Origin of the sequence: Pseudomonas sp. Lb2C2 (assembly GCF_052112205.1) — a bacterium.
In the GTDB taxonomy this organism is placed as follows: Bacteria; Pseudomonadota; Gammaproteobacteria; order Pseudomonadales; family Pseudomonadaceae; genus Aquipseudomonas; species Aquipseudomonas kilonensis.
On sequence record NZ_JAUTYW010000011.1, the window covers coordinates 181,796 to 193,939 of the forward strand.

The window sequence follows — 12,144 nt, forward strand, 5'->3', positions numbered from 1 at the left end:
CATGGTTGTCTCCCTTTCAACCCGCCCAGCCTCGACAGTTGCCCGACACAAGTCAAGGAGCGGTGAAGAACCGATTGAAACAGTCTGCTACAAGCGCGGCGCCGACCTCGTCGTTCAGGTGTAGATGATGACCGCCGGGCAACTGCTCATGATTGAAGGGTAGACGCTCCAGCAATTCCGGGTGCTGAGCCAGCATGCCGTCGGCTGCCACCACCAGATGCGCCGGACAAGCGACCCGCGCCACGAACGCCATGGCCTGTTCATCGGTCAGGCGCAAAGGCGATGGCAGGGTCAGGCGGTTGTCGGTGCGCCAGGTATAGCCCCCGGGCACCGGCATCAGGCCGCGCTGGGCCAGCAATTCGGCGGCCTCGCGACTGACCGCCACCAGCCCTTTCATCCGCGCTTCGATGGCCCGCTCGAGGGTTTTGTAGACCGGCTTGCGTTTTTGCTGCAGATCCAACTGGGCTTGCAGGGCCATGCCCATGCGTTCGGCCGCGTTATCGCCTTTGGCTGTAGGAGGAATCACCCCGTCGATCAAACCCAGGTGCGTCACCCGCTCCGGCAGAGAGCCGGCCAGCACCAGCGACACAATGGCGCCCATGGAATGCCCCAACAGGGCGAAACGCTTCAAGCCCAGTTGTTCGGCGACTTGCAGCACATCGTGGGCGTAGTCCCAGAGGGCATAACCGGCACCGGGCGGCCGATGCCCGGAGTGACCGTGGCCGGCCATGTCCAGGGCAATCACCCGCAGGCCCTCGAGCCTGGGCGCCAGGCGGGCGAAGCTGTTGGCGTTGTCCAGCCAACCGTGCAGGGCAATCACCGGCCGCCCGTCTTCCGGGCCGAACAGGTGGGCCGCCAGTTCGATGTGAGGCAGGCTCAGGCGGACCTCCTCGACCACACTCATGCGCTGCGCCCTTCCCAACGCTGGAACAGGTCCTTGAGCAGGTTGGCGGTGTCCTGTGGACGTTCGAGGGGGAACATATGGCCGCCGGGCATGCTCAGGGATTCGCCATGGAGCATGCGCCCCACCGAACGGGTGTGATGCCGCATCACCACGCGACTCTGCCGGCCGCGCACCACGGCCAGCGGCACCTTGAGCTTACGGGGCCGGCCGGGGCTGGTGTGCGGCACGCCACGGTAGATGCTGATTTCAGTGGCCGGATCGAAGCGCAGCCGCAGTCGGTCGCCGACTTGTTGCAGGCCGTGTTGCAGGTAGGCGTCGAAGCATTCCGGGTCAAAACCGCGGAACAGGGTCTTGCCAGCAAAATACTGCCGGGCCGATTCCAGGTCAGCGAACTCTTCACGCCGCCCCAGGGTCCGACCCGCCGGCGTCAGGCGGTCGATGAACCCCAGGCGTTTGGCGGCCAGGATCACCCACTGGTCGGTACGGGTCAGCACCGGCGAATCGAGCATGACCACGCCACGATACAGCTCCGGGCAGCGCAACGCCGCGTGCAGGTGCAGCACGCCGCCCAGGGAGTGACCGACGCCCCACACTGGCGCCGGTTGCTGTTCCAGGTGATGGATCAGTTCGTCCACCAGGTTGTGCCAGTTATCGTCCACCGGGAAACGCGGGTCATGGCCGTGCAACTCCAGGTGCGCGACCTGGTACTGCGGCGCCAGCGCGGCGAACAACTTGCCGTAGGTGGCCGAGGGAAAACCGTTGGCGTGGGCGAAGAAAATCTGTTGCGACATGACAGCCGATCCATTGGGGGAACTGGGGCAGATTGTCCGCAGAACCCGACGGCACGGCAATGACCGTAACTGACAGGAATGATGACAGTCGGGCTTGGGCTATGGGGTTGTATGAGCGATGAAAACCTGTGGCGAGGGAGCTTGCTCCCGCTGGGCTGCGAAGCGGCCCCCTAAACCCATCGACGCGGTTAGCCTGGCACACCGCGTCGCCTGGTTTTGGGCCTGCTTCGCAGGCCAGCGGGAGCAAGCTCCCTCGCCACAAGAGCTGTCCATCAGTCACAAACATGTATTCATGTCTCAACGCGCCGGCGGTTGCTCGCCCAGCGGCACCACGGCCATGGTCAGGCGCGACACGCAGTTGACCTTGCCCTCATCATTGACCAGGCGGATGTCCCAGACCTGGGTGGTACGGCCCAGGTGAACCATCCGCGCGGTCGCGGTTACCCGTCCGCTGCGCACGCCGCGCAGGTGGTTGGCGTTGATCTCCAGACCCACGCAATAGAACTTGCTGGCATCGACACAGAGATAGGCGGCCATGGACCCGACCGTTTCGGCCAGCACCACCGAAGCACCGCCATGCAGCAGGCCGAACGGCTGGTGGGTGCGATGATCGACCACCATGCTGGCGGTCAGGGATTCGTCGTCGAAAGACTCGAAACGAATGTCCAGCACTTCGCTGATGGTGTTTCTACCGGCGGCGTTCAGTTGCTCGATGTTGGGGGTGGTGCGCCACAGACTCATCGTTGCCCTTCCTGTGTGATTATTGTTTTGTCCAGTCCTGCAACCGACCGGTTCAGGGATGCCTGATCCCTTTGAGCTTCAGCGCCCCGGCCAGCGGCATGTCGCCTTCCAGCTCCGCCAGGCCGGCGGTTTGCACTTGCTCGGGGTGTTGCAGATGACCGTGCTGCAGAAAGCCCAGCAGGCTGCCCACCAACGGGTTATGGCTGACCAGCAGCACGTTGTCCTGATCCTCGAGGCGTTCCAGGACTTTTTGCGGCCGGGTTTCTGGCGTGAGCCAGTCGACCGTTCTCAACTCCGGCTCGAAACCCAGCGCTTCGCGCACCAGTTGCGCGGTCTGCTGGGCCCGCAGGTAGGGGCTGACGTAAATGGCGGTCAGGGGCTGGCCGATCAACTGCGCGGCACTGCGCAACACTTCTTCGCGACCGTGAGCCGTCAAGGCCCGCTCCGGATCGGGACGGGCACCGTACGGCTCGGCCTCACCATGACGCAACACCCACAATTTCATAGCTTCGGCTCCTCGTCCCGGACAGGATGCGGGGCCGGTGCCACGGCGTGAGGCGCTTCACCTTCCGGCGTGCGCGGGGTTGGCCAATCGGCGAACGGCCAGGGTTTCTGGTCACTATGGAAAGTGCCGAAACGGCCGATCTGGGCCAGGAACTGGCTCAGGCTGTCGCCGAAATTCATCAGGCTGGCACTGGGGGCGCCGTAGATCAGCCGATAGATCAATTGCACCAGCACCACGGCGCCGAGGATGAATTGCGCCACCTGCCAGACCAGCAGATAAATCACCATCCACAGCACACGCAGCAGGATGGATTCGTATTGGGGTTGCCCTTGCGGATCGTTCATGGCTCGCTCCTGCTTGCGGTCAATAGCGGTTCAGTTGAAACCGCTGGTGGAAATGAAATCGACGTCGGTCTTCGGTTCGCCACGCATCAACAACTCGATCACCTGCTCAAGCGTGCGCCCTTCGAACAAAATCGCATGCAGCCCGGCGACCAGCGGCATGTACACCCCGGCCTCCTGGGACTTGGCCTTGAGCACCTTGAGGGTATTGACCCCTTCGGCCACTTCACCCAGGCGCGACACGGCCTCGTCAAGGCTCAAGCCTTGGCCGAGGGAAAAACCGACCTGATAGTTGCGGCTCTTGGGTGAGGAACAGGTGACGATCAGGTCACCCACGCCGGCCAACCCCAGGAAGGTCATCGGATTGGCGCCCTGGCTGACGGCAAAGCGGGTCATTTCCGCCAGCGCGCGAGTGATCAACATACTCTTGGTGTTCTCGCCCATGCCCAGCGCCACCGCCATGCCGGCGATGATGGCATAGACGTTCTTCAGCGCCCCGCCCAGCTCCACACCGAAGCGGTCGGCACTGGCGTAGACCCGAAAGGTGCGGCCATGCAGCGCCGCCTGGACCCGTTGGCACAGTTCCTCATCTTCACTGGCGACCACGGTGGCAGTCAGCGCGTGCTCGGCGATTTCCCGCGCCAGGTTCGGCCCCGAAATCACCCCGATCCGAGCCTTGGGCGCGATTTCTTCGAGAATCTCGCTCATCAGCTTGAAGGTCTGGGCTTCGATGCCCTTGGTCAGGCTCACCAACAGCTTGCCGCTCAAGCGCTCGGCGTAGGGTGCCAGCACCGAACGCAAGGCGCTGGACGGCAAGGCGACGAAGAACAGGTCGCTGCCCTCCAGGGTTGCCTGCAAGTCAGTCACCGGTTCCACTTCCGGGCGGATCTTGATGCCCTTGAGGTAACGCGGGTTCTCGCGGTTGACCCGGATGGCCTCGGCCTGCTCCGGGTCACGCATCCACTGGCGCACCGGGTGACCATTCTCGGCCAGCAGGTTAGCCACGGCGGTACCGAAACTCCCGCCCCCCAGGACCGCAATCGGGCGCTGTTCAGTCATATGCAATCCGTTCTTCCATACCAAGTGGCAATGCGGGGCATTATACGGAGCGGCCAGAGCGCGACCAGCCCCGGCAACAATTACCACCAGTTGTAGGAAGCTGACCATCAATTCCTAGGAAAATGCTGTCAACGCAAATGGAAAAGTCGTTCAGCTCGGTTAACATGCCCGCCATCCACCCCTTCTCAAAGGCTGTGCCGTGTCCATTGGCCCTTCCCGTCCAGGCTCGTCCCTGCTATTGGCACTGATCATCAGTCCGCCATTGCTGGGCGACGATCTGTTCGTGGACAGCCAGTCCATGCCCCAGGTGCTGACGGCCACGCGCCTCAAGCAATCGCCAGCGGCAGTGCCAGGCAGCATGACCGTGCTCGACAGCGAGTTGATCAAGGCCAGCGGCGCCCGCGATATCAGCGAACTGCTGCGCCTGGTGCCGGGCATGATGGTCGGCAACATCAGCGGCAACCAGGCCGCTGTGAACTACCACGGCACCAACGCCAGCGAAGCCCGCCGCATGCAAGTGCTGATCGACGGCCGCTCGGTGTACCGCGCCGGCCTGGCCACGGTGGACTGGAGCGATATTCCGGTGGCCATGGAAGACATCGAGCGGATCGAAGTCTTTCGCGGCCCCAACACCGTCAGCTACGGCGCCAATGCGCTGATGGCGGTGGTCAACATCATCACCCGTGCCCCGGCCGACAGTCACGGCACCCGGCTGAAAATCACCCGTGGCCAGCGCGGCATCAGCGACTGGTACGCCAGCCAGGGCAGCGGCTGGGAAGGCGGCGACCTGCGGTTGTCGTTGTCCGGCCAGGAAGACGATGGCTTTGACAGCGACCGCAACGGCGCCGATTACCGCGACAGCCGCCGCCTTAACCGCTTCAACCTGTCCGTCAGCCAGACGTTGAACGAGCAGCAGAGCATCGACTGGCAATTGAATGCCAAGGACGGGACCAATCAGCGGCCCTACACCTACCACCCGGTGTTCGCCGGGATTACCGCCGCCGGCGACAACTCTGACGTCATCGCCAAGGACTACGCCGGTTCGCTGCGCTGGAACCTGGACCTGGACCCCAACCACAGTCTTTATGTACAGGGCTCGATCCAGCACTGGGATCGCCAGCAGACCTGGCGCGCCTGCGACGCCGAAGTGTCCTTCAGCCCGCAATTGACCGACCTGTGGCAGCTCAACCCCAACTATGCCGAGAAGCTGGCACGCAATATCCCCAGCTACGTCAGCAGCGGCGCGCCAGCCGGCACGCCACAGGAACAGGCGCTGGCCAATCAGGTGCTCGACCAGTGGCGCAACGGCGCCTCGCAAACCCTGTGCGGCGACATCGACCAGAGCGCCCGGGAATCGCGCTACGACCTGGAGATCCAGGACACCCTGAGCCTGTCCGACAGCCTGCGACTGGTCACCGGCGCCAACTATCGTTATGACCGGGCTGACTCGCAGACATACTTCAACGGCACCCTGGACGACACCACCTGGCGCCTGTTCGGCCAGCTCGAATGGCGGGCCACCGAACATTGGTTGTTGCAGGGCGGCGCGATGTTCGAAGACACCCGCCTGACCGGCAGTTCGCTCACCCCGCGGGTCGCAGTCAACTACCTGATCACCCCGCGCCACGGCCTGCGGGCGGTGTACTCCGAAGCCGTGCGTTCCCCGGACATGTTCGAGAACAACGTCAACTGGAGCTATCAGGTCACCAACCTGCAACCCGCCGCCTTCGGCCAGAGCAGTGCCCGTTACTTCGTCCGGACACGCGGCCCGGGCAATCTGGAACAAGAGCACATGCGCTCCCGGGAACTGGGCTACAACGGTTATTTCGTGGACCTGGGGCTGGCGGTCGACGTGAAACTGTTCCATGACGAAATCACCGGCATGATCAGCGAACCGTTGCGCAACAATCAGTACATCGCCAGCAACAGCAACGAATCGCAATTCTCCGGGGCCGAAACCCAGTTCGACTGGCGTGTGACCAGCGCCGACCGCCTGCGCCTGACCTATGCCTATGTCGACGCCCAGGCCAGCAACCCCCTCGACGAACAACTGACCGCGCGCAACAGCGGTTCGGCCGGCTGGCTAAGGGACTGGGGCCAAGGCTGGAACAGTGCGTTGTTCTATTACGCCGCCGATGCCCTCAATGGCTATCGCTACGAACGGGTCGACACCCGTCTCGCCCGGCGCATTCCCCTGGGCAAGGCCAGCCTGGAACTGGCGGGGGTCCTGCAACAGCGCCTGGACAACCAGCCCACCACCTTTATCGACAACCGCTACGACTCCCGCCATGTTGTGTACTTCAGCGCGGAGTTGTCTTTCTAGATGTCCCGACGCCCACCCCGCAAGACGCCATTTCATGGCCGCCTGACGCTAGCCTTATGCCTGGTGTTTGCCGGTTGGCTGGCGACCATCGAGGCCCGGGCCGCCGAGGTCCTTTTGACCGGTGCCGAGGACAGCCCCGGCGTGCAATCTTTCACCCAGGCCCTGAAAACCCTGCGCCCCGAAGACAGCGTGCGGTTTACCCCGCTGGCCAACCTGCCGGCGCCGGACAAGTTGCCAGGCAATGTCCGCCTGGTCCTGCTTGACCTGCCCAGCCTCGACTGGCGCCTGCAAGACGCCCGGGGGCCGGCCACCCTGGTGCTGCGCATCAGCCGCCAGCAAGCCCGCGAGCGCCTGGGCGAAGCAACGCCTGCGCACCTGAGCCTGCTGTGGAGCGATCCGCCGATGGCGCGGCAATTGCGGCTGATCCGCACCATCCTGCCGCAAGTGCGACGGGTCGGCGTGCTTTACGACACCCACAGTGAATTCCTGCTCAAGGACATTCAACAGGCCGCGGCACCGCTGGGCCTGGCCATCGTCAGCGAACGCTGGGACGACACCAACGACAGCCGTCCCCTGCAAAACCTGCTGGGCCAGAGCGACGTGCTGCTGGGTCTCGATGACCCCGACTTGTACAACCCCAAGACCGTGAAGAACCTGTTGCTCAGCAGCTACGCCCGGCAACGCGCCCTGATCGGGCCCAGCGCCGCATTCGTCAAGGCCGGCAGCCTGGCCAGCACCTATAGCGACCAACAAGACTGGCTGGCGATTCTCGACGAGCTGCTGGACCGCCCCGCCACGACCTGGCCGCGCACGCTGTATCCGGACCGTTTCAAGGTCCTGGGCAACCGGCAGGTCTCCCGCTCACTGGGGATCGAACCGATTGACGCCGAATCCGTCGCGGCAACGCTGGCCGAAGGAGAACACCGCCCATGACCTTGCGTCGCCGTTGGGACATCAACACCCGTACCCAGCTCATTGCCCTCGGCCCGGCGTTGCTGCTGACCGTGCTGCTGATCAGCTTCTTTACCTTCGTACGGATCCAGGACCTGCGCCAGGAACTCAATCACACCGGGCAACTGATCGCCAACCAACTGGCGCCTGCCACGGAGTACGGGGTGATTTCCGGCAACAACGAAGTGCTGGAAAGCCTGCTCACCGCCACCCTGGCCACCCCGCACGTGCGCTTCCTGGAGGTCCAGGACAGCACCGACAAGGTCCTGGTGTACGTCGAACAACCCGAGCAAACCCGCAGCCGTGCCCAGCAGATCGAAGTCTTCCAGGCCCCGGTGCGCCTGCAGCGCATTGCCCTGAACAATGACTTCCTGCAAGGCAACACCACCTCCATCGAGGCATCCGGCGAAGATTACCTGGGCCGCGTGATCGTCGGCATGTCCAGTGACGCCTTCAGTCAGCGGCAGCAGGAGATCCTGTTCAAGGCCGCGATCCTGGCGCTGTTCGCCCTGCTGTTCACCTTCCTGGTGGCGCGCCGGCTGGCGACCAACCTGTCCCGGCCGATCCGCGACATCGGCAACGCGGTCAAGGCCATCCAGCAAGGCGACTACAGCACCCCGCTGCCCATCGTCGATGATGCCGAACTGGGGGCCTTGTCGCGGCATATCAACAACCTGGCCGGCGGCTTGGAACAAGCCAGCCGCGAACAGCACCAGGCCATGGCGCAGTTGATCAAGACCCGCGAAGAAGCGGAAAAAGCCAACAGCGCCAAGTCCGAGTTCCTGGCGATGATGAGCCACGAACTGCGTACGCCCATGAACGGCGTGCTGGGCATGCTGCAGTTGCTGGAAACCACCCGCATGACCGACGAGCAGCACGAGTACACGGCGCTGGCGTCGGAATCCACCGAACACCTGCTGAAGGTAATCAACGACATCCTCGACTTCTCGCGCATCGAACGTTCGGCCCTGGAACTGGAGCACATCCCGTTCAACCTGGCCGAGCTGGTGGGCAGTTGCGCGCAGTCCTTCCAGCACAGCGCCGCGCAGCGCAAGCTGGGCCTGGACCTGCTGGTCCCGGACGACATGCAGGCCTTGCAGGTCCAGGGCGATCCGACGCGGATACGGCAAATCCTGGTGAACCTGATCGGCAACGCACTGAAGTTCACCGAGCAAGGCCGTGTCACCGTGCAATGCCAATGGCAAGCCCTGGACCACGAACTGCTGTGGTTCACCTGCACGGTGCGCGACAGTGGCATCGGAATCCCGGCCGAGAGCCTGGAGCGCATGTTCGACGCCTTCCAGCAAGCCGACAATTCGATCTCCCGGCGCTACGGCGGCACCGGCCTGGGCCTGCCGATCGCCCGCACCCTGGCCGAGCGCATGGGCGGAACACTGCGGGCCCAGAGCGAAGAAGGCCAGGGTTCTGTGTTCACCCTCGAGATCCCGCTGGCCCTGTCGCGCCAGACGCCAGCGACCCTGGCGCCGCGCCTGTCTATCGGCAGCGGCAGCGGCAGCGGCGATGGCGGAGGCCGCAACGTATTGCTGGTGGAAGACAATCCGGTCAACCAGACGGTGGTCGAAGCCATGCTGCGCAGCCTGGGCTTCACCGTCAGCGTCGCCACCGATGGCGCCCAGGCCGTACGCAGCGCCGAAAGCCTGATTTTCGAGGCGATCCTCATGGATTGCCGTTTGCCCATTATCGATGGCTACGAAGCCACCCGGCAGATTCGCCAGTTGCCCGGCTGCGGCGAGGTGCCGATCATCGCCCTGACGGCCAACGCGTTGCAGGGCGACCGCGAAGCCTGCCTCGCGGCGGGCATGAACGATTACCTGGCCAAGCCGTTCAAAAGGGTCGATCTGCAGCAGACTCTGCAGCGCTGGGTGAACTAGAACAGGTCACTGGACCATCTGTGACTGGCGTGAAAGGCGAAAGTGCGGCAGTCTTAGGCACCCGAACAAGCCTCGATTGGGGCTTGAATAAAAATTTCAGTGCACAGGTGTACATTCATTTCCCGTGTGCTGTGACTTTCACTACAACGCAATAGTCTATGAGTAGGCTGTCGATTCGAGGCATGAACGCTTCGGTCGGCCGGGAAGATTTGCCCCACCCTGCCGCATGGGACTATTGAGGAGCTCGCATGACCAAACAAAACGCCTTTACCCGGGAAGATCTGCTGCGCTGCAGTCGCGGTGAGCTGTTCGGCCCAGGTAACGCGCAACTGCCCGCCCCGAACATGCTGATGGTGGATCGCATCACCCATATCAGCGAAGAGGGTGGCAAGTACGGCAAAGGTGAATTGGTCGCCGAGCTGGATATCACTCCGGACCTGTGGTTCTTCGCCTGCCACTTCGAAGGTGATCCGGTCATGCCGGGCTGCCTGGGCCTGGACGCCATGTGGCAACTGGTCGGTTTCTTCCTCGGCTGGCAAGGCCTGCCGGGTCGCGGTCGCGCCCTGGGCTCGGGCGAAGTGAAGTTCTTTGGTCAGGTCCTGCCGACCGCCAAGAAAATCACCTATAACATTCATATCAAGCGTGTCCTCAAGGGCAAGCTGAACATGGCCATTGCCGATGGTTCGGTCGCCGTGGATGGTCGCGAGATCTACACCGCCGAAGGCCTCCGGGTTGGCGTTTTCACCTCCACTGACAACTTCTAAGGGTTATCCGCATGCGCCGCGTCGTTATCACTGGTCTGGGCATCGTTTCGTGCCTGGGCAATGACAAAGAGACCGTCTCCGCTAACCTGCGTGCAAGTCGCCCTGGCATCCGGTTCAATCCGGAATATGCCGAAATGGGTCTGCGTAGCCAGGTTTCCGGCTCCATTGACCTTCCCCTCGAAGAGCTGATCGATCGCAAGATCTACCGTTTCGTCGGCCACGCGGCGGCTTACGCCTACCTGGCCATGAAGGACGCCATCGCTGACTCCGGCCTGACCGAAGAGCAGGTTTCCAACCCGCGCACCGGCCTGATCGCCGGCTCCGGTGGCGCCTCCACCTTGAACCAGATGGAAGCGTTGGACATCCTGCGCGAAAAAGGCGTCAAGCGCGTTGGCCCGTACCGCGTCACGCGGACCATGGGCAGCACCGTTTCCGCCTGCCTGGCCACGCCGTTCAAGATCAAGGGTTTGAACTACTCGATCTCCTCCGCTTGCGCCACCAGTGCCCACTGCATTGGTAATGCGGTCGAGCAGATCCAGATGGGCAAACAAGACATCGTGTTCGCCGGTGGCGGCGAAGAAGAACATTGGAGCCAGTCGTTCCTGTTCGACGCGATGGGCGCCCTGTCCAGCAAGCGCAACGACACCCCGGACAAGGCTTCCCGCGCCTACGATGCAGACCGTGACGGCTTCGTCATCGCTGGCGGCGGCGGCATGGTGGTGGTCGAGGAGCTGGAACACGCCCTGGCCCGTGGTGCCAAGATCTACGCGGAAATCGTCGGCTACGGCGCCACTTCCGACGGCTACGACATGGTCGCACCAAGCGGTGAAGGCGCCGTGCGTTGCATGCAGATGGCCATGTCCACCGTTGATGCACCGATCGACTACCTGAACACCCACGGCACCTCGACTCCGGTCGGCGACGTCGCGGAAATGAAAGGTGTGCGCGAAGTGTTCGGCGACAAGGCCCCGGCCATCAGCTCCACCAAGAGCCTGTCAGGTCACTCCCTGGGCGCCGCCGGCGTTCACGAAGCGATCTACTGCATGCTGATGATGGAAGGCAATTTCATGGCCGGTTCCGCCAACATCGACGAACTGGATCCGGAAGTGGCCGACCTGCCAATCCTGACCAAGACTCGCGAAAACGCCACCATCAATACCGTGATGAGCAACAGCTTCGGCTTCGGCGGCACCAACGCCACCCTGGTCATGCAGCGCTGGCAGGGCAAGTAAGCCCCGCCGCTACGCCACACACAAAAACGCCCCGACTGGTTCGGGGCGTTTTTTTTGCCTGGCAAATATGCCCAAGTTCATTGTGGGAGCGAGCTTGCTCCCACAGTGCTCCCTCAATCAACGCACGACAAACCGCTGCTGCGTCAGCAGCCGATCGCCCTGGAACACCATGAACCGCCACTCCCCCGGCACCACTTCGTGGCTTTCGGTGAATTCGTAGGCCATGACATCCTGAGGCGCGCCGGGCACCAGCTTCTGGATGACCTCGAACTTATCGTGGCGCACACCATCGGGGGTGCGGATGCCGGGGGTGAAGTACAACAGGGTCAACGGCTGGTCGTCCGCGACCTTGCCAGCCAACTGATAGCGCATGCCGAACTTGGTGCCCAGCTTCGCCGGCACGCTCTCGGTCTGGCGGATCTGCTCGTTGCTGCGCCGCAGGACCCGCTCTCCCGATTGCAGCTCGGCTTGCGGCCCTTCGAAGACGCCGTATTCCACCGGGCCTTCGACACGGACTTCGGCCTGTGCCAGGCCGCAGGTCAACAACAGCGCGATCAGTGCGCTTGAACGGGTGAGGTGCATAGTGCGCTCCTTGATTGAGATGAGCGCGAGGGTATGACGCGGGAGTGACAGGCTGATGA

At 63.2% G+C, this 12,144-nt stretch carries 12 protein-coding genes; 5 read left to right on the top strand and 7 right to left on the bottom strand.

Annotation, left to right across the window (positions count from 1 at the left end):
- Positions 1–52: 52 nt before the first annotated feature.
- The 6 genes from Q7F16_RS28250 to Q7F16_RS28275 form a co-directional block, all read right to left on the bottom strand.
- Entirely contained in the window at positions 53–904 is an 852-nt protein-coding gene (locus tag Q7F16_RS28250; RefSeq protein ID WP_046063634.1) for an alpha/beta hydrolase, read from the bottom strand.
- On the bottom strand, positions 901–1,695 hold the full coding sequence (locus Q7F16_RS28255) for an alpha/beta fold hydrolase (protein ID WP_046063633.1): 795 nt from the start codon (positions 1,693–1,695) through the stop codon (positions 901–903). The genes Q7F16_RS28250 and Q7F16_RS28255 overlap by 4 nt, the downstream gene beginning before the upstream one ends.
- 297 nt (positions 1,696–1,992) lie before the next feature.
- Complete coding sequence (locus tag Q7F16_RS28260; RefSeq protein ID WP_014339563.1) at positions 1,993–2,436, bottom strand: hotdog fold thioesterase; 444 nt, start codon at positions 2,434–2,436, stop codon at positions 1,993–1,995.
- A gap of 52 nt (positions 2,437–2,488) precedes the next feature.
- Positions 2,489–2,941, bottom strand: a complete 453-nt coding sequence (gene sixA / locus Q7F16_RS28265) for a phosphohistidine phosphatase SixA (RefSeq protein ID WP_018610129.1) — start codon at positions 2,939–2,941, stop codon at positions 2,489–2,491.
- Entirely contained in the window at positions 2,938–3,285 is a 348-nt protein-coding gene (locus Q7F16_RS28270) for a DUF4389 domain-containing protein (protein WP_046063632.1), read from the bottom strand. The genes sixA and Q7F16_RS28270 overlap by 4 nt, the downstream gene beginning before the upstream one ends.
- Before the next feature lie 30 nt (positions 3,286–3,315).
- Positions 3,316–4,341, bottom strand: a complete 1,026-nt coding sequence (locus Q7F16_RS28275) for an NAD(P)H-dependent glycerol-3-phosphate dehydrogenase (protein ID WP_041476079.1) — start codon at positions 4,339–4,341, stop codon at positions 3,316–3,318.
- A 199-nt stretch (positions 4,342–4,540) separates the two neighbouring features.
- Here Q7F16_RS28275 and Q7F16_RS28280 point away from each other — a divergent pair, with 199 nt between their 5' ends.
- From Q7F16_RS28280 to fabB, 5 genes are all read left to right on the top strand, one after another.
- Positions 4,541–6,664 (top strand): TonB-dependent receptor plug domain-containing protein, encoded by a 2,124-nt coding sequence (locus Q7F16_RS28280; protein ID WP_046063631.1) that lies wholly within the window; start codon positions 4,541–4,543, stop codon positions 6,662–6,664.
- The gene (locus Q7F16_RS28285) at positions 6,665–7,597 is read left to right on the top strand and encodes an ABC transporter substrate-binding protein (RefSeq protein ID WP_046063630.1); all 933 of its coding nucleotides are present in this window, start codon (positions 6,665–6,667) and stop codon (positions 7,595–7,597) included.
- Positions 7,594–9,507, top strand: coding sequence for an ATP-binding protein (locus tag Q7F16_RS28290; protein ID WP_409557322.1), 1,914 nt, complete (start codon positions 7,594–7,596; stop codon positions 9,505–9,507). Before Q7F16_RS28285 ends, Q7F16_RS28290 begins: the two co-directional genes overlap by 4 nt.
- A gap of 248 nt (positions 9,508–9,755) precedes the next feature.
- Positions 9,756–10,271 carry a 3-hydroxyacyl-[acyl-carrier-protein] dehydratase FabA gene (gene fabA / locus Q7F16_RS28295; RefSeq protein ID WP_003204400.1) on the top strand — a complete coding sequence of 172 codons (516 nt, stop codon included), beginning with the start codon at positions 9,756–9,758 and terminating at the stop codon, positions 10,269–10,271.
- Positions 10,272–10,282: 11 nt separating this feature from the next.
- Positions 10,283–11,503, top strand: a complete 1,221-nt coding sequence (fabB, locus tag Q7F16_RS28300; protein WP_014339570.1) for a beta-ketoacyl-ACP synthase I — start codon at positions 10,283–10,285, stop codon at positions 11,501–11,503.
- A gap of 117 nt (positions 11,504–11,620) precedes the next feature.
- On the opposite strand, the gene Q7F16_RS28305 is transcribed toward fabB, so the two are convergent.
- Positions 11,621–12,085, bottom strand: a complete 465-nt coding sequence (locus Q7F16_RS28305; protein WP_014339571.1) for a DUF3859 domain-containing protein — start codon at positions 12,083–12,085, stop codon at positions 11,621–11,623.
- Between the last annotated feature and the right edge of the window lie 59 nt (positions 12,086–12,144).

Bases quoted from the DNA above. Each gene is read 5' to 3' on its own strand.
- Q7F16_RS28250 (WP_046063634.1), bottom strand. From the start codon at position 904: ATGAGTGTGGTCGAGGAGGTCCGCCTGAGCCTGCCTCACATCGAACTG.
- Q7F16_RS28255 (WP_046063633.1), bottom strand. From the start codon at position 1,695: ATGTCGCAACAGATTTTCTTCGCCCACGCCAACGGTTTTCCCTCGGCC.
- Q7F16_RS28260 (WP_014339563.1), bottom strand. From the start codon at position 2,436: ATGAGTCTGTGGCGCACCACCCCCAACATCGAGCAACTGAACGCCGCC.
- sixA (WP_018610129.1), bottom strand. From the start codon at position 2,941: ATGAAATTGTGGGTGTTGCGTCATGGTGAGGCCGAGCCGTACGGTGCC.
- Q7F16_RS28270 (WP_046063632.1), bottom strand. From the start codon at position 3,285: ATGAACGATCCGCAAGGGCAACCCCAATACGAATCCATCCTGCTGCGT.
- Q7F16_RS28275 (WP_041476079.1), bottom strand. From the start codon at position 4,341: ATGACTGAACAGCGCCCGATTGCGGTCCTGGGGGGCGGGAGTTTCGGT.
- Q7F16_RS28285 (WP_046063630.1), top strand. From the start codon at position 6,665: ATGTCCCGACGCCCACCCCGCAAGACGCCATTTCATGGCCGCCTGACG.
- Q7F16_RS28290 (WP_409557322.1), top strand. From the start codon at position 7,594: ATGACCTTGCGTCGCCGTTGGGACATCAACACCCGTACCCAGCTCATT.
- fabA (WP_003204400.1), top strand. From the start codon at position 9,756: ATGACCAAACAAAACGCCTTTACCCGGGAAGATCTGCTGCGCTGCAGT.
- fabB (WP_014339570.1), top strand. From the start codon at position 10,283: ATGCGCCGCGTCGTTATCACTGGTCTGGGCATCGTTTCGTGCCTGGGC.
- Q7F16_RS28305 (WP_014339571.1), bottom strand. From the start codon at position 12,085: ATGCACCTCACCCGTTCAAGCGCACTGATCGCGCTGTTGTTGACCTGC.